Origin of the sequence: Leptolyngbya sp. BC1307, from assembly GCF_002286735.1 — a bacterium.
Classification (GTDB): domain Bacteria; phylum Cyanobacteriota; class Cyanobacteriia; order Phormidesmidales; family Phormidesmidaceae; genus Phormidesmis.
Genome location: NZ_NRTA01000054.1, coordinates 1 through 20,865, shown reverse-complemented (window position 1 = coordinate 20,865; position 20,865 = coordinate 1). Strand labels below are relative to the sequence as shown.

General features: G+C 52.3%; 21 protein-coding genes and 1 pseudogene. 8 read left to right on the top strand and 14 right to left on the bottom strand.

Annotated features, from left to right (window positions below; all coding sequences use genetic code 11):
- The first annotated feature begins 328 nt into the window (after positions 1–328).
- Positions 329–1,006 (top strand): ribonuclease III, encoded by a 678-nt coding sequence (rnc, locus tag CKL79_RS19420; RefSeq protein WP_121971210.1) that lies wholly within the window; start codon positions 329–331, stop codon positions 1,004–1,006.
- Between the two features lie 212 nt (positions 1,007–1,218).
- Here rnc and CKL79_RS19415 read toward each other — a convergent pair whose 3' ends face one another.
- The 3 genes from CKL79_RS19415 to msrB form a co-directional block, all read right to left on the bottom strand.
- Positions 1,219–2,667 carry a glycoside hydrolase family 13 protein gene (locus CKL79_RS19415; protein ID WP_121971209.1) on the bottom strand — a complete coding sequence of 483 codons (1,449 nt, stop codon included), beginning with the start codon at positions 2,665–2,667 and terminating at the stop codon, positions 1,219–1,221.
- Positions 2,668–2,736: 69 nt separating this feature from the next.
- A complete protein-coding gene (locus CKL79_RS19410; RefSeq protein ID WP_121971208.1) occupies positions 2,737–3,561 on the bottom strand; it encodes an alpha/beta hydrolase in 825 nt (274 codons plus the stop codon).
- Between the two features lie 3 nt (positions 3,562–3,564).
- On the bottom strand, positions 3,565–4,014 hold the full coding sequence (gene msrB / locus CKL79_RS19405; RefSeq protein WP_121971207.1) for a peptide-methionine (R)-S-oxide reductase MsrB: 450 nt from the start codon (positions 4,012–4,014) through the stop codon (positions 3,565–3,567).
- A 215-nt stretch (positions 4,015–4,229) separates the two neighbouring features.
- Between msrB and CKL79_RS19400 the strand changes: the two genes are divergently transcribed.
- Positions 4,230–5,726, top strand: a complete 1,497-nt coding sequence (locus CKL79_RS19400; protein ID WP_240518977.1) for a hypothetical protein — start codon at positions 4,230–4,232, stop codon at positions 5,724–5,726.
- 18 nt (positions 5,727–5,744) lie between these two features.
- On the opposite strand, the gene CKL79_RS19395 is transcribed toward CKL79_RS19400, so the two are convergent.
- From CKL79_RS19395 to CKL79_RS19385, 3 genes are all read right to left on the bottom strand, one after another.
- The gene (locus CKL79_RS19395; RefSeq protein WP_240518976.1) at positions 5,745–6,986 is read right to left on the bottom strand and encodes an AI-2E family transporter; all 1,242 of its coding nucleotides are present in this window, start codon (positions 6,984–6,986) and stop codon (positions 5,745–5,747) included.
- A gap of 26 nt (positions 6,987–7,012) precedes the next feature.
- On the bottom strand, positions 7,013–8,107 hold the full coding sequence (locus tag CKL79_RS19390) for a hypothetical protein (RefSeq protein WP_121971205.1): 1,095 nt from the start codon (positions 8,105–8,107) through the stop codon (positions 7,013–7,015).
- An 87-nt stretch (positions 8,108–8,194) separates the two neighbouring features.
- Entirely contained in the window at positions 8,195–8,965 is a 771-nt protein-coding gene (locus CKL79_RS19385) for a hypothetical protein (RefSeq protein WP_205879155.1), read from the bottom strand.
- 127 nt (positions 8,966–9,092) lie between these two features.
- Here CKL79_RS19385 and CKL79_RS19380 point away from each other — a divergent pair, with 127 nt between their 5' ends.
- A complete protein-coding gene (locus CKL79_RS19380; RefSeq protein WP_121971204.1) occupies positions 9,093–10,376 on the top strand; it encodes a Glu/Leu/Phe/Val dehydrogenase in 1,284 nt (427 codons plus the stop codon).
- A 65-nt stretch (positions 10,377–10,441) separates the two neighbouring features.
- Positions 10,442–11,701: a hypothetical protein gene (locus tag CKL79_RS19375; RefSeq protein WP_141242250.1), complete on the top strand. Its 1,260-nt coding sequence runs from the start codon at positions 10,442–10,444 to the stop codon at positions 11,699–11,701.
- Positions 11,702–11,846: 145 nt separating this feature from the next.
- Here the strand turns inward: CKL79_RS19375 and CKL79_RS19370 are convergent, their stop codons facing one another.
- Positions 11,847–12,014, bottom strand: coding sequence for a high light inducible protein (locus CKL79_RS19370; protein ID WP_121971213.1), 168 nt, complete (start codon positions 12,012–12,014; stop codon positions 11,847–11,849).
- A 219-nt stretch (positions 12,015–12,233) separates the two neighbouring features.
- Positions 12,234–13,682: a Na+/proline symporter gene (locus tag CKL79_RS19365; RefSeq protein WP_121971202.1), complete on the bottom strand. Its 1,449-nt coding sequence runs from the start codon at positions 13,680–13,682 to the stop codon at positions 12,234–12,236.
- Positions 13,683–14,415: 733 nt separating this feature from the next.
- Here CKL79_RS19365 and CKL79_RS19360 point away from each other — a divergent pair.
- The 4 genes from CKL79_RS19360 (at position 14,416) to CKL79_RS19345 (ending at position 16,853) form a co-directional block, all read left to right on the top strand.
- Complete coding sequence (locus CKL79_RS19360) at positions 14,416–14,775, top strand: Rieske 2Fe-2S domain-containing protein (protein ID WP_170944125.1); 360 nt, start codon at positions 14,416–14,418, stop codon at positions 14,773–14,775.
- 179 nt (positions 14,776–14,954) lie between these two features.
- A complete protein-coding gene (locus tag CKL79_RS19355; RefSeq protein WP_121971200.1) occupies positions 14,955–15,602 on the top strand; it encodes a hypothetical protein in 648 nt (215 codons plus the stop codon).
- A 155-nt stretch (positions 15,603–15,757) separates the two neighbouring features.
- Positions 15,758–16,297: a universal stress protein gene (locus tag CKL79_RS19350; protein ID WP_121971199.1), complete on the top strand. Its 540-nt coding sequence runs from the start codon at positions 15,758–15,760 to the stop codon at positions 16,295–16,297.
- 19 nt (positions 16,298–16,316) lie between these two features.
- Complete coding sequence (locus CKL79_RS19345) at positions 16,317–16,853, top strand: universal stress protein (protein WP_121971198.1); 537 nt, start codon at positions 16,317–16,319, stop codon at positions 16,851–16,853.
- 316 nt (positions 16,854–17,169) lie between these two features.
- On the opposite strand, the pseudogene CKL79_RS23290 reads toward CKL79_RS19345, so the two are convergent.
- The 6 genes and pseudogenes from CKL79_RS23290 to CKL79_RS19305 all read right to left on the bottom strand — a co-directional run.
- Positions 17,170–18,162: pseudogene (locus CKL79_RS23290) on the bottom strand (IS66 family transposase).
- 523 nt (positions 18,163–18,685) lie between these two features.
- Positions 18,686–19,210 carry a sterol desaturase gene (locus tag CKL79_RS19325; RefSeq protein WP_205879154.1) on the bottom strand — a complete coding sequence of 175 codons (525 nt, stop codon included), beginning with the start codon at positions 19,208–19,210 and terminating at the stop codon, positions 18,686–18,688.
- A gap of 424 nt (positions 19,211–19,634) precedes the next feature.
- Positions 19,635–19,823 carry a hypothetical protein gene (locus CKL79_RS19315; protein ID WP_121971194.1) on the bottom strand — a complete coding sequence of 63 codons (189 nt, stop codon included), beginning with the start codon at positions 19,821–19,823 and terminating at the stop codon, positions 19,635–19,637.
- A gap of 80 nt (positions 19,824–19,903) precedes the next feature.
- Positions 19,904–20,080, bottom strand: a complete 177-nt coding sequence (locus tag CKL79_RS23285; protein ID WP_170944124.1) for a hypothetical protein — start codon at positions 20,078–20,080, stop codon at positions 19,904–19,906.
- Between the two features lie 33 nt (positions 20,081–20,113).
- Positions 20,114–20,299: a hypothetical protein gene (locus CKL79_RS19310; protein WP_141242249.1), complete on the bottom strand. Its 186-nt coding sequence runs from the start codon at positions 20,297–20,299 to the stop codon at positions 20,114–20,116.
- Positions 20,300–20,376: 77 nt separating this feature from the next.
- Positions 20,377–20,865, bottom strand: a 489-nt coding sequence (locus CKL79_RS19305) for an SMP-30/gluconolactonase/LRE family protein (protein WP_141242248.1), incomplete at its 5' end; no start/stop codon positions are given.

Below are 20,865 nucleotides of genomic sequence, written 5' to 3'. Positions count from 1 at the left end.
CTTCACCTCCTGCTCAAAACCTTTGAACCTAACGCCTAGTCTACCTCAGACGCGATATGATGATTTTTCTCTCATGAGAGCACAACACTCAAGTAACTACTCAGGCTTAATTAAGGTATGCAGATGAATATCGAAACTTGGGTGTTCGTCTCATGGGTACTACCTTAGGCTTGCCTGTCGTTATTGTAATCTCTCACGGGGAAATAGTCTTTTCCCCCCTCCAAATTCCTACGAGCGCTGCCTTGGGAAACATCAAACTAATCGCTGACTGTCACACAGTTTTGCATTCTGGTAAAAAGTTCTCTCAATTTGTATAAAAAAGACAACCATGCACAAACTGTTAATTTTTAGTGACGAGCGGCTGTTGCGTCGCGCCCTAACGCATCGATCCTACGCTAACGAAAATCCTGGCGATACTGGCCATAACGAACGATTAGAGTTTTTGGGTGATGCCATATTGACTTACATCAGCGGTGAGTACTTATATCGCCGCTATCCCGAAATGGGAGAAGATGAAATGACCCGGCGTCGCTCGGCGCTGGTAGATGAAAAACAGCTCGCTCGATTTGCAACTGAAGTCGGAATAGACTTCAGAATGCGCTTGGGGCAGGGCATGATTAAAGAAGGCGGCTATCAAAATCCTAACTTGTTGAGCAGTACTTTTGAAGCTGTAGTAGGGGCATACCACTTAGATAACAATCAAGACATCAAAATCTTACGTCCCTTAATCGAGAACCTGTTTGATTCTGTCAATCCGGAGGTGGTGGTAGAGCGTTCGAATAAAGACTCAAAAAATCAGTTTCAAGAGTTTGCTCAAGCTAACGGTGCTCTGGTGCCGCCCAAATATGTAACGGAACAAATCGGCGGCACAGACCATGCGCCAGAGTTTGTCGCTAGAGTGTATGTAGATGGCAAGCTCTATGGAGAGGGAGAAGGCCGTAGTAAAAAAGCAGCAGAAAAGAAAGCGGCTAGCAATGCCCTAGCGAGATTGAAAAAGCGTAATTGAGAGATGACTGAATCTAGCTATTAACGAAGGCTCAATCGGGTGGGTATGTATTGTAGGACAGATACCCACCCTCCCAAAGTCGGGCGGCAGCGGTAAAAAAGGCAGCTCCAGTTAGTCACCATCGGGTAGCAAGCAAGGATAGGCCTTTGGATAAGGCGGCTCAGGAAGACAGGTAGCGCTTCAGCCGGAAAATTAGCCATTCGCGATAGCTTCTAAGGATTGCCCAGTACCATGCCCGAACGAGCGGGGATGTCTAGCATGGCAGTGCGATCGCCCAGCCAATCTACTTTTCCTTCGCCGTACAGCACCTGACCGTTTTCCCCGGCCAGATCTGCCAGCCGAATGCGCACCGCATTTTCACCTACATTGACAGCTACCACCACAATTTCTTTTTCTAAAATTCTGGCAAATACATAGCAATGCCCTTCGGCGGCCAGGGTTTTGTATTTTCCTGTGCGCAAGGCCGGATGAGCGCGGCGTAGAGCGATTAAAGCCCTGTGGGTTTGTAGCAACGAGTGATTCCACTCTGCTTTGGGCGGAAAGGTGCGGCGGCAGTCAGGATCTAGGTTGCCAGGCAACCCCACTTCGTCGCCGTAGTAAAGGCTAGGTGCCCCCGGAAATGTCAGCAGCAGCAGCGTCGCTAGCTCCATACTGGTGACATCTTCGCCAACAACGCTCAACACCCGAGCAATATCGTGGCTAGAGAGCAGGTTAAGCTGAGTTTGTTGAATTTCCCAAGGATACAGATTGAGCAGCGCGTCAATTTTTTCGGCGTAGCCTTTAGCATCTAAGGCCGGATAGGGATAGTAGTCAACATGCTCCACTAGCGGCATGACCACATTTTGCTGAGCGGTAAAGGCTATAGCTGGCCCAGTAAAGAGATAGTTCATCACCCCGTCAAACTGGGTGCCGTCCAGCCACTGCCGGGCATCTGTCCAGACTTCTCCAACAATGTATGCTTCGGGGTTAATCGCTTTGATGCGATCGCGAAATTCTACCCAAAAACCTTCAGCTTCCACTTCAAAAGGCACGTCTAGCCGCCAGCCATCGATCCCCTTTTCTATCCAATACTCGCCCACGCGCATAATAAACTCTCGGGCCTGAGGATTGTTGTGATTAAACTCAGGGAGGGCGCGATTATCGATCCAGCCTTCATAGTTAGCAGGTTCATCGCCATCGTAGGCCGAGAGCGGCCAGCCCTGTATCTTAAACCAGTTGACCCAGGGAGAGTGCGGGCCATTTTCTAAAATGTCGTTAAAGTAGTGAAAGCCCCGGCTAGCATGGTTGAATACGCCGTCTAAAACAACTTTCATATCGCGGTCATGGGCCGCTTGCAGCAGGTCAAAAAAAGCTTCGTCGCCGCCCAGCAGCGGGTCAACCACATGATAGTCATGAGTATGGTAGCGGTGATTGCTGGCTGAGCGAAAGATCGGTGTGAAATAGATCGCCGTAATGCCCAAATCTTGCAAATAGTCGAGCTGTTCGGCTACTCCCCAAAGATCGCCACCTTTGTAGCCTTCTAATGTAGGGGGAGCTGCCCACGGCTCTAGAGGCACCTGCATCTCGGGCGGCAAGTCAGTTCGGGTAGTGCGAGCAAATCGGTCAGGAAAGATCTGGTAAAAGACAGCGTGCTTTACCCAGTCTGGAGTTTGAATGGTCATGCGGCTTTTGAGTTAGGGCGGTCGGTAGATTCAGTCAGAAAGAACGAAATGGGACAGGCCCCGTAAGATTTACTGCCAGAGAGTCGGGTGGGCCTCTAGCCAAACACGAATATCTTGATTTACTCGCGCTGGAATCTCCCAGGGGAAGAGATGAGCGGTGTCAGGATAACAGTGAACCTGGCAGTCAGGCAAGGCGCGGGCAGTTTCCAGGCTAGATTCGGCGGTGATATGGCGATCGCATTCTCCGCAGAGCATCAGACTCGGTATCTGCAGCGTTCTGACATCGGGCAGTCGGTTGTAACCGGCTCGAATCGCACCAAATAACGCTGACTCAGCGCGGCGACTGGTGCGTAAGTAGGCCGGAGTCCCGCGCTGAGCTAAATAGCGATAGGCTTCTGGCGTGTGCTGGCGAATCAGATAGCGAAAAAGAGACTTTTTGCCCAGGGCGATCGCCAGCGGATCACCGGGCAACGCCCAGTTCAGCAGGCCCGCTGCCCCGGTGATGACATTGTCCTGCCAGGTAATCGGTGGGTGAGAGCCATGCGGGCGAGCCGCCGTCCCGACCAAAATTAGGCCGCGTATGGCCTGCGGGCGACGCAGCGCTAGCTCCATCGCCAAAATGCCACCTAGCGACCAGCCTAACACCAGACACGACTCGATCTGGTAGCGATCTAGCAGTTCTTCCAAATCGTCGAGATGGCGCGTCATCTCAAAGGGCTGAGCCGTGCGGCTGCGGCCATAGCCTCGCAAATCGGGAGCATAGGTCTTAAAATCCACAGCCAGCGGCGCGGTGAATACGTCCATCGCCTCGCTGCTGCCCGGGTGCCCGTGCAAACAGAGAATAGGAAACCCCTCTCCTTGAGCAGGCCCCCAAATGTGAGTGTGCAGCCGCATGAGTTAGCTCATCGCTTCAGCAGGAGTATTGCCGCTGATTTGGCCATCGCCATCGACATCCGCCGCTTCAAAAGTCATGGCCGCACCATTCATGCAATAGCGCTTGCCTGTGGGCTTAGGGCCATCGCCGAAGACATGACCCAGGTGAGCATCGCACACCGCGCAAGTCGTCTCTGTGCGAATCATAAAGTGGCTAAAGTCCTTTTTATTGGCGATATTTTCGGGCTTGCTAGGCGCATAAAAGCTGGGCCAGCCAGTACCCGAATCAAACTTAGTGATGGAGTTAAACACCTCTGAGCCGCAGCAGACACAGCGGTAAATGCCCTCGGTTTTGTTGTCGTTTAGCGAGCTGGTAAAGGCGCGCTCGGTACCCGCTTTACGGGCGACCTGATACTGCTCCGGCGTTAGCTCTGCTTTCCATTCTTCGTCGGTTTTTACGATTTTATCTACCATCGTGTTTCCTCTTTAAGGCTTCCTCTTTGTTTTTACTGATCGTAGCGTATTCACGTCTGCAGGACTATCTGGCTAAAGCTTTACTCCTCGCTAGCGAAGTCTATGCCATCAGACCGAATTCTCCGGTTTTTTAACGGCGGCTGTTGCCAAAACTGAAACCGGGCAGTGTTTAGCTGCTGTGTCTCTTACCTTGTACTCACCTTGTACTTATTGTGATGGAGCGACGAGAAGTCGTGATAAAGATGAAGCGATCGCACCAGTTGCCCACCAAAAACCAGCAGCCTTCACATCCTGGGAAAATAGCGGGCAAGCTAATCCTATTGTCAGTGCTGCTGGGCGGGGCAGTCAGTCTTAACCAGCGGGCGATCGCCCAATCGTGGGGCATTACACCCGCTCAGACCGGTGCTGAAGAAAACTCCGACTCTCCGGTAGAAGAGGCCGCACCCTTGATCATCGACACTTCAGAATTCAGACAGTATGGCCAGGTGATTGACCGCACAAAGGCAATGATCCGCGATCCCGAGGCCCAGAGCTTAGCCGCTGAACACGGTCTGCAAATACTCGATGTTACTTGGGAAGACACGGGCCGCTATAACAATTCTGCAGTCGGGCCCAATATCAGCGATATGACCATTCAGGTCGAGCACACAGATCCCCGCTCAGACGAAGCGCAGCTGCACCTGATGCCGGTAATTCGCTATCCCAATTTTTCGGATGTCACGGCTGATGTGCCTTTGCAGCGCTTTTCTGTTTTGACGGGCAATGAAAAAGGGGAGGCGGTCGAGCCGGTGCTGCTAGCTGATGTGTTGGAGAATTTACGCTCATATCTCACCCAACCCGACTCCTGGCTTGATTCTAGGACAGGTCGCAATCAGTCGCTCCTAGCCGAACGCGACTCTCATGTCTTGGTCAGCGCTCAAGCTGCCTTTTTACCGATTCCTGAGGGCGGCGAAGCTACCTTTAACCCCGTTTTATTTAACTACCAGTCTTACCCCGGTGACCCGGCAGTGCTCACATTGCTCGCCACTCGCGAAGGCACCAGCGTCACTGTAATCGACAATCAGCGCGATGGCTTTGGCTCGGGCCGTACCTGGGGCCAGCGGCTGTTTTTTAATCAAAATGGGGAGCGCAGCAGTCTGACCGGCAAGCGCGTCAGCGATTTTCGCAGTGAGCAAAATGGTTCTGAGGCAATACCGCTGGGAGAAGTCACCGCTGAGGACGGACTAAACATGGTGATGTTAATCCAGGTGCCGCTTAAGCAAAAAGAGCCGTTTCGCAGCAGCGTCAGTGGCGACATGCTGTTTGAGGCGGCTCCGGCCCCGGCGATGGCCAGACCTAGCAACGTAGAAGCTGCTGTGATTGGCCACGGCCCGGTAGAAGGCCCCTTTACCGAAATTGATAACTTGGCGATTGAGCGCGATCCAGATTTTCCGATTCGGGTCACTGTGCAGTTTTACAAAGCCACTAGCAACGGGGTCGTTTCGGCGGCAGATCTCGCTGAGATTGATGCGCAGATCAAACGCATTTACGACGATGCCGACTATGTGGGCAGTCTGGTGACCGATGGCAGAGGCGATCGCCCCACTGAATACAGCGGCGAGCATACCCAACCCGAAGACTGGTGGGCACAATTTTGGCAGCACAGCCAAAACCGATTAGATAGGGATCGTGAAGAGGCGCTAGAGCTGCTCAGACGGCTGCGCAGCGAATGAGTTCAATGAGTTCACAATTCAGCCTGGATGCCTGAGCTTGTGCTCCTGCGGATTGATAGCTAGCGGACGTATCTCTCGCTTGGGCGCACGCCAGCGATCTAAAATATCTTTGACCAGCAGCTCTTTAGCCCATACCTGCAAGACGACCACTAGGGGCAGGGCCAAAAACAAGCCTAAAAAGCCAAAGAAAACTGCGGATATGACCTGCGCCATCAGCGTAATCGCTGGCAGTAGAGACACTTGCTTTTTCATCACTAGCGGGGTCAGTACATTGCCTTCTAACTGCTGAATAGCCACGTAGAGAAGCACGACGGCTAGGGCTAGCCAGGGTTTGATAGCCAGCGCCATCAGCGCGGGTGGAATCACACTTAAGAAAGGGCCAATATTGGGAACAAAGGTGAGAAGACCGGCAATGACTGCGTTAACAGTGGGCAGTGGCACCCCCAAAATGGCTAGCCCAATCCCACTAAAGAGGGTGACCACCGTCATATTAAACAAAATGCCTGAAACCCAGCCGGTCAGCGCCGATTCGCACTCTGTCGTAATTTTGTTGGCGCGAGCGCGGTAGAACTTGGGAAAAGCCAGGATGAAAATCCGGCGGTAGCTTTGCGGATTAGCCAGCAGCATAATAATGGTCACCAATACCAGCAGCGCATTGAGGAAGAAGTCTAGAGAGCTGGTAAATACTGCCATCACCCGCCCAATCCAGTTAGGGCTGAACTGAGTAACTTGAGGCAGCAGTTCGGAGAGCGGCGTGTCGGCTAGCGCATCACCGGGCAAAATGCCTTTGATTTGCTGGTACCAGGTTTGCAGTTTGTTGATGCCCTGTTCAGAAAAGAAGGTGTACTGGGGTAAACGCTCAACTAAGGCAGGGACGACAAACCAGACAGCGCCTAGCAAAATACAGGTGATGGTAAACAGGGAAAGGGCCACTGCCAGCCCTCGGTTGATGCCTAGCTTTTGCAGCCACTGCACAGGCTTATTGATCACCGTTGCAAAGACGACGGCAGCAAATACCAGCAGCAGCACCTGGCGAATTTGCCAGAGTAGATACAGCAGCCCAACAAAAAGAATCAGGCCAATAAACTTACCAAACTTCACTTGAACGGCTCCTCTGCGGCGGCTCATATTAATACCTGTGCCAGCCTCTAGGATCAATTTCTCTGCAATTGATCTCAGAGTGCTGCGTCTGGTCACGATCACCGCTGTATCACCAACTGTATGGGTAAAGGGCGATCGCTCTCCTCTACCTGAAGTCACGAATTCTGTCGTTATGAAGTCTGCCGTTAAGAGCTGGCGATCGCGCTGGGCCGTTCAGCCTGCTCAGTCAAAATTTCCATGAGAATCTTCATGGTCTGGTTCAGGTGACTGTCGCCGCCAGGCAATTGCGCCACCGGATCAATCGGGCCAGTCGCCCCGTTGTGACTCACCGGCCCCAGTGAAATAAAGCGGATCTTGCCTACCGCTTTGGCCTGATTCCAGGTAGACCAGGTGATACAGGGCCAGCGCTTAGGAAACATCATCGCCCCGATTTGGGCGAGCAGATCGCGATCGCCCGTCAGGTGATAGAGCCGGTCTAGCTCAGCGACGCCATTGTTACCGCTGATCACACCAGATAGAGAAATGACCTCAATCGGCGCACCCAGCGCGTACTTAAGATAGGTGACCGCCCCTAGCGCTACCTGAGCGCCGCCACTATAGCCCAGCAGCGTAATCGGCACGCCAGGCCGGTAGCCCTGCTGCCGCAAACTGTTTAAAATCACTTGCGCCGTACCCCGATTAAATACCGGGCCATAGCGATTGTCGGTAGATACCGCCACCTGAAAGGTATTGCGTAAGTTGATAAAAATATCCAGCGGGCTTTGCGGATAGCCGTCTTCAATCCGATTCACCCAGCGCCAGAAGGTGGCAAAGGGTCTCTGCATCGTCAGCGGTCGGTTCAAAGCCGAATAGGCCAGAATGTCTTGGACGAATACCATATCGGCAGGTAGGGCAGCCACCAGCGTATCTAAAAAGTTTTGCACTCGCTGCGGATAGTCGGCGCAGCTTTGAGAAATGCCGTCTAGATAGATCACGTAGCGACTTGGCGTCACTGGGGAGTGCTGATGATGAGGGGAGAGCGATCGCTTGCAGGGAATATGCATTTCGATGCCATCGCCATACCAGCCCGCCCACCAGCCCAGCGCCTCAAAAGGCGAAAGCAGCCCGGCCAGCAAAAGCGCAATCAAACTGACGCGGGCCAAATCTACGACCAGTTTGAGCAGCTTATTATTCAGGGCCAGGTACCACTGCAACCACTGCTCATTCGCCGGGGAGAGTAGCACGATCACCCCCACCGTTAGCAAAACCACGCCGCTCAGCTGAATTAATCGTCTCGTCATACAGCAGCTATACCAGGTCCATACAGCTCTCTACACTAGCACCTGGCCCCCTTTCGGCTAGCCAGGTAAAATTTTACTGGCTAGCCACTACGAATCAGGCTCTCTATCTGCCGGTCTTTCCCAGCTATCGGTATTAGCGGACCGGATAGGATCGGGCCGGGCTCTTAGCCCTGCATAGAGTTCTTCAGATAGGCGAGTGCGATTGGTGATCAGCTTTTCTCCAGCGGCCCAATTGGTGATCCACTGGCCCAATGAGGCGATCGGCTGGCCCACCGTTTTTTGCAGTAGCTGCACGACAATCCACCCCACTGCGGCGCTTTCAAAGGCTTCCCAGCGGCCCAGCGGCGTAATCGCATCAATGCCGACTACCACCGCTAGCAGCGTCCAGATTGAGAGCAGTACAAAGATGCCGCCGCCAAAGTAGGGCAGCATCACGAAAATGCTCAAAATTAGCGGCGCATAGCTAAAGCCCAGGGTGCGCACCGCTGCCGTCAGTGCCAGGTCTCCGGCAAAAGCCAGGTTGAGAATGCTCCAAATACTCAGCGCCCAAAAGCCGAAGCCGATGACAAAAAAGAGCGCTGAAATAAACAGGCTCAGTACAAACCGTAGCGGCCTGACCTGGTTGATAAACAGCACCGCCATCTGACTTAAAGACTGCGCCAGCCCAGCAATAAAGACAATCGTCAGCGCTGCCAGCAGGCTCTGGGGCTGGCTCTGAATTGCTTGAAAGGTTTCGGCATTGAGGGCGATCGCCCCTCGCACCAACGACCAAAGGTGAGTCAGCGCACTCTCTTCAGACAGTTGCCCTAGACTCACGAGCTGACCACTGTTGACCACTGTCGACCACTGTTGAAACACCGCACCCGCAAATTACGTCTGGCTAAACAGTCGCTCAGATGCTGCGACTCAGCCCTATTGGTAGATGATTGTATAGTAAACGCGGCTGCACTATCAGCCGTTTCTAATCCCTCTGCCGGAGCAACCTATGCCCGCTGCCCTCCTGACTGATGCCAGCCGTCGCTTAGAACAAGCGGCTCAATACGCCCCTATTTCAGCCGATGCGACCGAGCGGCTCAAGTTTCCTAAGGCCAGCCTGAAGGTGGCGATCCCGGTGCGGATGGATGACGGCTCGCTGCGCGTATTTGAAGGCTATCGGGTGCGCTATGACGATACGCGGGGGCCAACGAAGGGCGGCATTCGCTTTCACCCGCAGGTCACGCTTGATGAGGTGCAGTCGCTCGCCTTCTGGATGACGTTTAAGTGTGCGGCAGTGAATTTGCCGTTTGGGGGAGCGAAAGGCGGGATTGCGCTGAATCCGAAGACGCTATCTAAGTTTGAGCTAGAGCGGCTGAGTCGGGGCTATATTGATGCGATCGCTTCCTTCATCGGCCCCGATCTCGATATTCCTGCGCCGGATGTCTACACCAACCCCATGATCATGGGCTGGATGATGGATCAGTACAGCATTATTAAGGGCAAGCGATCGCCTGCTGTGATCACCGGCAAGCCTGTGAGCATGGGCGGCAGTTTGGGGCGCAGTACGGCGACAGGAACGGGCGCGTTTTACGTGCTGCAGACGATGATGGCTAAATATGGCCAATCACCCGAGCAGATGACGGTAGCCGTGCAGGGGTTTGGCAATGCAGGCAGCGTGATTGCCCGGCAGCTCTTTGAAGCGGGCTATAAGGTGGTCGCCGTCAGCGATTCTAAAGGCGGCATTTACAGCAGCAAGGGTCTGCACATTCCAGATATTCAGCAGTTTAAGCGAACGCACCACACCATGCAGGCGGTCTACTGCAAAGACAGCGTCTGCAACATTGTTGAACACGATAATCTCACCAATGAAGAATTGCTTTCACTAGATGTAGACATTCTAATCCCGGCTGCTTTAGAAAATCAGATTACCGCTGAGAATGCCCACAGCATTCAGGCCAAATACATCTTTGAAGTGGCTAACGGCCCGGTCACCGCCGATGCCGACATTATCTTAGAGAAAAAAGGAATCTCTCTTTTTCCCGATATTTTAGTGAACGCGGGCGGCGTGATGGTCAGCCATTTTGAATGGGTGCAAAACCGCAGCGGCCTGTACTGGCAGCTAGATGAAGTTCACAGTCAGCTCAGCAGTCGCATTACCCGAGAAGCTGAAACTATCTGGCAAATTGCTCAAAAGCACTCAATTTCTTTTAGAACAGCCGCCTACATTCACGCCCTGAGCCGCCTCAGTACGGCGCTTGATGATCGCGGCACCCGAGACTATTACAAAAGCTAGCCATTCTCTCTCAGCAGTTCCTCTCATCGCTCACAACGGCCATGTATCAGCGCATTCTACTCTCTATGAAAGTTAAACGAATTGGACGGTCTCAGCAAAGACTGATTTTCTTAGCGGCCATTGTCGCCATCTACTCAGCGTTTGTGATTCATCTGAACTTTTTGCAGGGGCCAGCAGTATGGGATGAAATTCACTACTGGGAAACCAGCTTATTGTTTAGCGATCGCCTGATTCCGAGTAGCGATAATTTTGCTCAGTATAGCGAGCTGAGTACGCCGCTGCCTTTTGTAGCTTTTGGCGCACTGGAGTATCTTTTTGGCCAGGGCATTGCAGCGGGCCGCTGGCTGAATCTGCTGCTGTCTATAGTCGTGGTGTTTATCATCGGCTGGCCCGGCAAACATAAAACAGGACTCTCACTGGTCTGTCTGGTAGGTCTGTTTACCTTCCAGCCTTACCTCTGGCTGAGCGGGCGGCTCTACACCGAGATGGTCGCCTGTTTTTGGGTGCTGATCGGCATGGTGAGCTATGTGCGCAATCGTCACCTGCTGAGCAGCGTCGCGTTTATTCTGGCGATCGCCGCCCGGCAGTACATGATCGCGTTTCCGGCAGCGATCGCCCTTTGTGAGTTCACAGCTCTCTTCACTCACGGCCTCAGATATTTGCGCAGCGCTAGCCTGGCAGACCACTGGCGATGGATCGCGCCGCTAATTGCCGTTCTCTCTATCTTTGGCTGGTTTTATCTATTTCAGGGAGTCGCCTCTGAGTCAGCGCTGGCCAAACCAGGTACGCCTGATGTGCAAAGGTCTGCCTGGGCGCTGTCACCTGGCGGGGCAATTCATTTTTTGGCTGCGGTGGGAGCCTATATTGTAATTCCAGAGTTTTTCCTATTCCAGCCGCTGGCGAGACTGCGACAATGGCGGCAGCAGTGGCAAAAGATTGCCCTGATCGCAGTTGGGCTACTGCTGTACATTGGGATGTTTCCGCCTGTTTTAGAAGGATTGGGAAAAATCGCAGGCTTTGCCGGAGACCTCAGCCAATACAATCTGTCAATGCTATTTTTCTTTAGTCTGTCGCTGCTGGCCTGTATTCGCTTTTCTAATGTCAGCCTGATGTCTGCCATTTTTCTAGTGCATGCTGTCCTTATGATGAAGGCATATCCCTGGGATAAATATGTACTGCCCGCGCTGTTGGTTTTCTGGTATTTGAAGTCTTTGGGGTTGGAGGAGAGATTTAGACCTCGGATTGTGGGTAGTGGGCGGGAAACAGGAGACAGGAGGCAGGAGAAAGGAGACAGAGGTCAGCATGTCGCTAACCTACGGAACTAGAGAGTGATGTAGTGCTCACCTGCTTCGTGAAGATCGCCATCACCTCATTCGGTCTGGAAGATAAAACAAAAAAAGGCGGCACCTATCATTCAGGTGCCGCACTGTCTCTGTATTGATGAGAAGAGATTAAAATAACTAACGATATTTAGCCGCCCAGTAGACCCCAGAAGTGGAGGAAGCCGCGACCAGAGAAGACCTCGATCAGCGCAGCAGCCGAAAAGCCAATCATGGCCAAGCGACCGTTCCAGATTTCGGCGCTAGGGACAAAGCCACCGCGCCAGCTAGTTGCAGGCTCAATATAGGGCTGCTTCATGTCCACCGGTACGTTTGTTCCTTCTTGCATGATGTTCGTTTCCTCGTTTGGTTTGAGTCTTTAAGTTAATAAAACTCAATAAAACAATCCTCTGCCTTAAGAAACAGAATTGACCTGGCAGGGGTCTTCCTCAGGAGAGTGGCACAGATGCCTTGCTCTGATTAGCCAGCTTGCCATCGGCGTTAGCTACATAATGGGCACATAATGGGCAACTATCTGTCATGACCGCACTGTCTTTGTTTGGGTCACCTTTTCTGGTTTGGTCTGCTGGATAGCCGCACCTAAAAGGTAACCGCCGACACAAATCAACAGCCCGTATACATTAACTCCCAGATCGAGCGCATATTTACCGCTGCCAATACTCATCCAGGCCGGAAAGATTTCGGTGCTCAGCGCGCTCTCGACGACTCGCAAAACGCCAAAGGTCAGCCCTGGCCAAAAAGCAAGATGAAAGCTCAGACTGCCTGCTCGCCGGATGAATGCCAGCAAGAAGATAGGCGCAAGCCCCATTACCATCGTGCCGCTAATGGTCGTCGCCTGGATGATGGCAGGCCCGACTCTATCACCCAGATAAAGGCTAAACAGGGGCAAGTTGCCGAGCAGGGCGATCGCCACCATCCACCAGCGACCTCGATGCGCCTGCTGCTCAGTCGGCGATCCCTGACGGTTATTCCAGTCGCGTGCGCCCAGCTTAGCCACACTCGAAAAGGTGGAGTCTAAGGTAGACCCAGCGCTGGTGAGCATAATCGCATTAAACACCAGCAGCATGGGCAGCCCAAAGAGCGCCGGTACCACCAGCGTCGGCTGGCCTTCGACGCCGTTAGCCAGCGCATAGAGCCCGACAAAGCTAAAGAGAAAGATGAAGCCGCCGCTAACCAGGCCGGCTAAGATAAACCCCTTAAACATCACTCGGGGCGAAGTAATAAACGCGCGATCAGTCATCACCGGGTCGTGAAAGGGATAGCTAAAGACCTGCACAAAGGCCAACCCGCAGAAGGTCAGGCCAGCTAGAGAAGTTTCTTGGTCAACGACAGGCAGGCCCTGGTCAACTAAGCCTGGCCCCAGCGTCACCAAAATCACCACCAGCAGTACTGCCGCCAAAATCATCTGCGCCTGGTCGGTCAGCAGGCTAGAGCGCAAGCCGCCCAGCAGACTGTAATACACGGTAAAGGCAGTTACCAAAAACACCGCAATCCAGTAGCCAGCGCTGCCCTCCGCGCCAAAGTAAAGCGAGAACACTTTAGTATTTGACCAGACTTCGTTCAGTAGGCGAATGGCGATCGCCACCAAAAACAGCCGCGCACAGACCTTGCCATATTTGCTGACCAAAAATTCTGGAATTGACTGATAACCGCCCCGGGTGCGGATGAAATAGAGCGCGATCGCCGCTGTCACAAAGCTCAGATAGTAAATCGCGTAGCCAATGCCGCCGGTGATGCCAAAAGCGTTTCCCAGGCTAGCCGCGTTGTCAATAGACTTGGCAAAAATCCAGGAAATTGCCGCGCTAGAGACTAACAGCCACAGCCCCGGCGCTTGCCCTCGCTGCGACTGACCGCCAAAAAACTCTGAGGCAGACACCTTTAGTGGCGTTGTTTTGCGCACTACCCGAAAAATAAAAAAGCCGTATCCAGCCAGGAGCACCCAGGTGAGGGCCATTGCTAAAGCCATAGATCGATTGAGTTAAAAAATGAGAGAACAGTGATTGCCAAGACACTATAGCGTTAGTCACTTAGCTCGAATACAGCAACGTAGGCAAAACCTTTGCATCACAACAGGCCAAGTGACTCGCCTTACCCGAATGCATCCGGGGAGGGCTATATTAAGCTTGCCGGGGCTCGTAACGATAAAAACCTTGGGTCATAACAGCGACAGGGACTGATGCCGAGCGCCGCCGATACTGTTGATTTAACCAGAGATGAGGTGACGCCTACCTAAGATTTTCCTGAGAGGCCGTTAAGTTGTCGCTATGAAACGTTCTCTAATTGAGCCTTTAACCGTTTGTGAGGCACTCGCAAAAGAGAGACCCCTACCAACAGCAGCCATACTTCCCACAGTCAAGCTGAGCATCAGCGCATCTTTCAAGTGCCCGTACAGTTTTCTCAAGCGGTTAACCGTATTGGATTTGATTCCGTTTGCTTAGACTGGTCAGTGCGCTCGGCAAACAACAGCTTGCGCTCTGTCTTTGAACGCCCTTAGAAGACACTCGCAAAGCTTTAGCCCTACAGCATTTTCAAAATATCGACGACTGTTTTTACGCTACTTTGTCGGCAGCAGCGCGAGCACGGTGGCGCTCGGTTGGCTTTGGCCTTTTGTCAATCAGGCTCAGGCAGCCAAGGTCAACATGGACGATTTCTGCTTGTCCTATCCCTAAAATTCTCGGTGTAAAGACTATCTGCCGGGCGTGCAGGCATTAGATGAAGCGGATAATCCTTATCAGGCGAGCGCGGTACTCGCTCAGTCGGCTGCGGGCGATCGCCTCCCCGCCAACGGCCTTGACCACAAAAGCTTTTTGGTGATTGAAACTGGCCCTCAAATTGCGCCCTACGCTATTAGTGCCGTCTGCACTCATCTGGGCTGCGCCGTCAATTGGGATCAGAGCGAACAAGCTTTTGTCTGCCCCTGTCACGGTTCTCGCTATGACGCACTCGGACAGGTAACAGGCGGCCCTGCCTCTCGAAACTTAGCGCTGGTGACTGCCGTTGTGAAAGACGACCAGATAGGTCTACTAGAGCGAGAACCGGCTGAAAATCCTCGTAGCTAGTGGGTCGCTGATAGCGATGGCCTTACTTTATGCTGCAACGACTCGGGTTTCCCCACATTTTCCTCATATTTATGCCTTAAGCTAGCAATAATAAGATAAATCTCAATAATCTCAATACAGAGAGATTAAAACCGTTTTGCTTGCCTCAGTAAGCAGCGTCATCTCTCTTTTGGGGAGGTATGATGACCAAGATAACAGTAGCAGCGCCAAGCGTATCGGTAGATCCTGCTCTCTCAGCTAGAGGTATTGGAGATAAGCTGAGCTATAAGCGACCAAGCTATATACCAGACCCTTCTCAAAACTCACTCGATAAAACAACCGACAAAACAACACGATATCCGAGTGAGCATCTAGCAGATAAGCGCGACTTGGGCATCGCTGTCAGCCGGGTGCTTACCTCCAGATCACTATTACCGCTAGCGTCACTGCCCCGGCAAATGAGGGTCTCTGGCCTCAATCACTTTAATATCACTGCATCACCGCCGCTCATCGAGCAGGTGAAACAATTTTATCTCGACATTATTGGCTTAACCATCGGCCCCCGAGCCCATTTAGACCATGAGGGCTATTGGCTATATGCAGGCGAGGTGCCGATTTTGCATCTGAGTGCTTGCCAAAATATCGAGCAGGTTGCCCTGTCTCAAAAGGGATATTTCAATCATATTTCGCTGAGCTGTGTCGGGCTGCAAGCGGCGATCGCAAAAATGATTGCCACCCAAACGCCTTACCAACTCATTCAGCTCTCTGATATTCATCAAACTCAAATCTTCTTAAAAGACCCGGCTGATATCGGGGTAGAGCTAACCTTTTTTGATGAATGCCTGTAGTGTGCTTACAGTGGTTTCAGACAGTCTCAATCAACCGCGTTAGTCGACGGCCTATCTGGCTTTTCTGGTGAAAGTGGACACTTATCCTTCCTCACGATTTCTTCAGAAACTTCTTTTATAATGAGAACTAAGAAGTAAAGCAGGAGAGACTTACCGTGCTGAACAAACTTTTAGTCGCGATTGACGAATCAGCCTCTAGCAACTGGGCCTTTGAAACTGCCCTCGAACTAGCCAGGGCTCTGAACGCTGAACTCATTCTGGTTCATGCTTTGGATATCTTTGCGTCCTCTAGCCCTGTCAGCCCTTTCACGCTAGTGGATGGCAGCTCGTCAGAGCTAGATGAAAAAGCGCAAAAAGACTACGAATTGAAAATTACTGAGTATGCGAGTCGTTACGATGCCTTGCTCAAAGAAAAACAGGCAGAAGCGCAGGCCGCTGGCGTTACGACCCAGTCTATACAGCCTTACGGTCGCCCTGGGCCTACCATTTGCCGGGCAGCTAGCGATCACAACGTCGATTTGATTGTGGTGGGCAACCGCGATCGCTCTACTTTAAAAGAGCTAGTGCCTGGCAGCGTCAGCAATTACGTTGTTCATCACGCCCCCTGCTCTGTAACGATCATTCATTCTGACAATCAAAGTCAGCCTATGGCCCTGGAGCAGTCTTCAGAATTCTCTCTGGCCGGAATGGTTTAACTTAAAGGAGATCATCATCATGTTCAACAAAATATTGGTCGCTCTAGATACGAGTGAAGCCTGTACTTATCTCTTTGACAAGGCACTTGCGCTAGCTCAGGCCACAGGGGCTAAGCTAACGCTGCTAAACATTCTGACGCCAGGCTATGACTATGGGATGTTAACGCCGTATTCCCCAGCTGTCACGGGCTATCCGATGTCAATAGATGATGCGACCTGGAGGGTTTATCAAGAAGAGTATAGAGAACATCAGGAAAGAGGGCAAAGCATGCTCTCTCGCTGGCGCGACCAGGCAAAGGATAAAGGTGTACGCGCTGGGCTGGTTCAGGTCAGTGGAGAGCCAGGGCGGGTTATTTGCGATCGCGCCAAGACCGATCATGTTGACTTGATCATCGTCGGTAGCCACGGACGCAGAGGACTCAATGAATTTTTAACTGGCAGCGTCAGCAGCTACGTTATGCACCGTGCCTCTTGTTCGGTGATGGTCGTGCGTGGAACCGTGCCTGAGTCGCTCCCAGAAGAAGCGAGGGAGACTTCTCAGGTATCCGCTGCGTAGCGTTCGCTATGGTCATGAGAAAGCAAGTGGCTACCGTCCCCCTGTTAAGGTGCTGGCGGTGCCAGGACGCATCTCGTGCTCGATATCTTTGCCCAGTTCTTCTTCGTCCTGATCTGGTCGGTAAAATGAGGCTGAAACCTTCACCTACATGCCTTTGAGTATCGAGGTCGTCTAAGAATTCAGAAGCAGGGTCTACGCCTGAGATGAGTAGCTGATCTCGGGCGCGAGTACAGGCTACATAGAGTAGATGGCGCTCGGTATTATAAACCTCTTCTAAATCGGCTTCGTCTGAGATAGTTTCGATGCGCGCAATTGCTCAACCCGGTTGAAAGAGAGAGCGTCCAGAAAGGGCCATCTGAATAGACTGAAGGGCAGAGAGTCCCTGCCGTTTGCCAGTGTTGACGACAGAGCGCACAGCGGCGAATAAATCTTTGCCCCAATCTGAGCGGAAGCCATTCGTCACTTTCCGGAAGATTGTACTCATCCGGATGGCCTGTTCACTTGAGTTGTTGGTTGGTGAAATAGCGGCATCTTCAAGAAACAAAAACAAGTTTTCCTGGATGCCTTCGTAGCGTTTTTTTAGGCGTATGCCATCGGCTTGGTCAGGCTCCAAGTTTAGTATCCTGCGCAGTTGCCGCTTAATATCCAAGCGATACTGATAGCGAGTGGAATCGGCGAGCTGGGCGCGACGATGATGAATGGCGAGTGCTCGCTTAAAGAGTGCCTTCATCTCAGGGGCAAAAACGCGATCGCCTGCATCCATGGCATATTAGCAGTCTCTGCGCTGATGAGCCAGACACACCTGCCATTGCTTGGCCGGATGATTGACCTGCGCACTGAACAAGTCCGACACCCACACCTCGGGTTCGTGGTCTTCAAGCACTGCGTAGATAACGCTACCGCCTCGGGTCGCACAAATGGTATGAAAACAGACCTCTGGATTCTGGAACACCCATTCCCATTCGTTCTGGCCATTCACTCAGGCGCTCGTCTCATCTGAGCAAATGATCTCGGCTTGCCGCAAGTGCGATAGGATTTCGGCTAATGGTTCAACCAGACGGTCTTTCACCCGAGTGAGTAAGTTGGCAATAGCACCTTCTGAGATCGATAGATTGAACACTTCGTTCAACAACTGATGCAGGCGCTCATAGCTAATCGCATGACCGTAGCGCAGATAGGTCGCTAGGCTTTCAATGCTTTGGCCGAATGGCGAGCCGGGGGCTAAATGCTCTGGAACGGGAGCGATTGAATCTGTGCCGCACGCGCCACACTGCCCCTGATAGCGCTCTACTCGCGTCACTATCGGCATGACCTCCGGGAGTTCTATGCGGTCGTAGCGACTATGCAATCGTTGCTCACTCGGCGGTATCGACGCCGCGCACGTTGGGCAACAGCTCAGCTGCGCTATCACCGTCTCGTCGGGATGCGGATGTAGCTGGCGACCCCCACCGGCTCTGCCGATACTCGCGGCCCGGCGCTCACCACCTTATTTGGCGCTGCGATGGCTGCTTGTTTGCCTTAAACCCTTTTGACGGCGGCACACTTGAGTTCTCGCTCGTCTTCTGCGGCCGCTCCAGTTCCTCTAGCCGCTGCCGCAGACGCTGGACTTCTTCCTATAACAACACTATCAAGGCATCTTTAGCCTCGCCAGATAGACTGCTTAAATCGGGTAGTTTTTCCATACCTCTAAATTAAGACCTTTCTCCTTGTTTGACATACCCTTTTTGGGGGAGTTGAGCAATTACAGTATTCAATTGACCTTGAAAGGGCTAGGGGGCGTCAGGGTGTAGCAATTGATAATGCCTATGTACTTAGACTTATTCTTGGTCTTTCTACGCCTGTCTGAGCTGCTTTTTGAATTTAATCAGCGATTGCAGCCACAGCTGAGCAGGCTTGTCAAAAAAGGTGAAGATATCACCAAAGGCGATCGCCCCATTCTCATGATGCACCCAGTGCGCCTCAGGCGTGACCACACAACAGAAACAACAAAGCCTGTAAGCCCACTCCGGCGTCTGCCAGCCCATTTTCGTCGTATGCCGCCAAACTACGTGAAACTCTCCAAAGATCAATCCGGCGGCAGTTCCCACCGGTGAAATCGGCCAAAGGACAACAGCCAAAACAATATAGGGCAGCGCGCCCAGCAGCCCATCGAGCATCACTAGCGGATGCTTAGAAAGAACAGCATAGTGTTGAAAAGTCTGTTTTTTCTCATGGTGTACCCGGCAGTGCAAGCAGCCAAACGCATGTTCGGGCACATGGTATAAAAAAGTAGATATAAAATCGCCAGCCAGCAGCAGCAGTCCGAAGACGGATACCGCTGCTAAAAACGCTTCCAATAGCTGTAGGGCAAAAAGCAAATCAACGTCCCTTTCCTAATCAATCTGTTTGGAGATATACAGCGTGGATATTCAGAAGACGCTAAAGCCGGTGTAAGGTTTGGTTAAAAGCGAATTTGGCAACAACTGTCACAGTTGGCAAAGCGACCGATGGCACGCTCTGCTTTACTGACGAGAAGTCTAAGCAAACGCTTTACGCCAGGCTGATTTGAGCCGAGAGCTGAGGGGTCATATCCCTCAGCAGGTCTCGTTGTCTGCCAAAGCATTGGCGCGTTGAGCGGTTAAAGAGAGGTCTAGTGAAGTTTAGCAGGCTCCCCAGTCCCCGCTGATAGCGTTCAAGAATTTGCCACGACCGTTCTTTGTTGCCGCTCCTCAGCTTCGGTACTCGGAGCTTTTCGATGCGCCCATGCTCTGTGTCCAGTATCCGCGTAAAGTAGCCTGAGCGTCACCCCACTGCTTCGCTTTGGCGACACCGCTCTGCCAATAGTTCTTCGACCAAGGCCGCTTCTAGGGTCGCTTTGGTCACTCCCACCACCGCTTGCCGCAGCTTTGCTTTTAGCGCTGTCGATAATTCCGGTTGGAAGCTCGTCGATTGGATTCGCAGTATTTGTGCTTCGCGCTCGCTGTTTTTCATGAAAGGCTATTCCTTAAAGGCTTTCCTTTCTGATTACACCGCAATTTCTGTCTGGAAAAGGCGGCGAAAACTTACAGACACTAACGGCTGTCAAATTTTCCCTCAATGACGATCAAAGGAATGGAAAAGGACTGGCTATACCCTTCCCCTTTCCTGCGCAGATGATCAAATCCCTCTTGACAAAACACATAATCGCTCAAAAAGGTATTGGTGGGGGCGCTGACAGAAGGCGCTGTTGTCATTTGGGTCATGTCCATGCCTTGCCCCTGGCGGGCAGAAGAGACTTTTGATTAGCTAAACAGCAGGGCATCTATAGAAAAAATGCCGGGGCCAAGGATGGCGATCTCGCTCAAAATCACCACGTACATGAATGCTTTCTCATAGCTTGGCGGTTCCCCCTTGCCATTTGGCCCCTGATACTGGTCGTCAGGAATCTGGAAGGGATCTGGAGCGACGAATGGTGATCCGTGAGACATTTCTAAAAACATCGCAAAGAGCATAGAGGCCAGAATAGCCAGACTCGCCTCTCTTACTACAATCTGCCTGCTGCGGTTTATCGCACCCCTTGTGTTTTGAGATCTATCGCGTAGAGAGAAGCCCCAGCGGCGATAAACAGTCGGTCTCGCTGCACTCCTCCCAACGTGAGATTCGCACAAACTTCAGGAACCGGCATCTTCCCCAAGTATCGTCCTTCCGGGCTGTACACCTGAATCCCGTCCTTAGAGCTGCTAAACAAGTTACCCTGCAGATCCACGCACATGCCATCGGGCTGACCGGGATCAATCACCGCAAATGTCTGGCCATTCGTAACCTTGCGCCCTTCAACGTCATATACGCGAATATCGTGATACAGATCGGGATCTTCAAAGGCGGAGGTATCAGAGACATACAGCAGACGCTCATCCGGGCTAAACACCAGCCCGTTAGGCCGCATCATTTCGGCAAGGGTGTGACCTGAATTTGATGTAGGCTTAAAAAGCGAGAGAAAATCCATATTGGTTAATTTTGGCCCAAAACTGAGCCCATCTGCCTTGGGTATAAC

What these genes read in the sequence shown, in the direction of transcription:
- CKL79_RS19410 (WP_121971208.1), bottom strand. Translation starts at nt 3,561, where the DNA reads ATGCGGCTGCACACTCACATTTGGGGGCCTGCTCAAGGAGAGGGGTTT.
- CKL79_RS19370 (WP_121971213.1), bottom strand. Translation starts at nt 12,014, where the DNA reads ATGAAGCAGCCCTATATTGAGCCTGCAACTAGCTGGCGCGGTGGCTTT.
- msrB (WP_121971207.1), bottom strand. Translation starts at nt 4,014, where the DNA reads ATGGTAGATAAAATCGTAAAAACCGACGAAGAATGGAAAGCAGAGCTA.
- rnc (WP_121971210.1), top strand. Translation starts at nt 329, where the DNA reads ATGCACAAACTGTTAATTTTTAGTGACGAGCGGCTGTTGCGTCGCGCC.
- CKL79_RS19400 (WP_240518977.1), top strand. Translation starts at nt 4,230, where the DNA reads ATGGAGCGACGAGAAGTCGTGATAAAGATGAAGCGATCGCACCAGTTG.
- CKL79_RS19365 (WP_121971202.1), bottom strand. Translation starts at nt 13,682, where the DNA reads ATGGCTTTAGCAATGGCCCTCACCTGGGTGCTCCTGGCTGGATACGGC.
- CKL79_RS19310 (WP_141242249.1), bottom strand. Translation starts at nt 20,299, where the DNA reads ATGTCTCACGGATCACCATTCGTCGCTCCAGATCCCTTCCAGATTCCT.
- CKL79_RS19380 (WP_121971204.1), top strand. Translation starts at nt 9,093, where the DNA reads ATGCCCGCTGCCCTCCTGACTGATGCCAGCCGTCGCTTAGAACAAGCG.
- CKL79_RS19375 (WP_141242250.1), top strand. Translation starts at nt 10,442, where the DNA reads ATGAAAGTTAAACGAATTGGACGGTCTCAGCAAAGACTGATTTTCTTA.
- CKL79_RS19345 (WP_121971198.1), top strand. Translation starts at nt 16,317, where the DNA reads ATGTTCAACAAAATATTGGTCGCTCTAGATACGAGTGAAGCCTGTACT.
- CKL79_RS19415 (WP_121971209.1), bottom strand. Translation starts at nt 2,667, where the DNA reads ATGACCATTCAAACTCCAGACTGGGTAAAGCACGCTGTCTTTTACCAG.
- CKL79_RS19355 (WP_121971200.1), top strand. Translation starts at nt 14,955, where the DNA reads ATGATGACCAAGATAACAGTAGCAGCGCCAAGCGTATCGGTAGATCCT.
- CKL79_RS23285 (WP_170944124.1), bottom strand. Translation starts at nt 20,080, where the DNA reads ATGGACATGACCCAAATGACAACAGCGCCTTCTGTCAGCGCCCCCACC.
- CKL79_RS19315 (WP_121971194.1), bottom strand. Translation starts at nt 19,823, where the DNA reads ATGAAAAACAGCGAGCGCGAAGCACAAATACTGCGAATCCAATCGACG.
- CKL79_RS19390 (WP_121971205.1), bottom strand. Translation starts at nt 8,107, where the DNA reads ATGACGAGACGATTAATTCAGCTGAGCGGCGTGGTTTTGCTAACGGTG.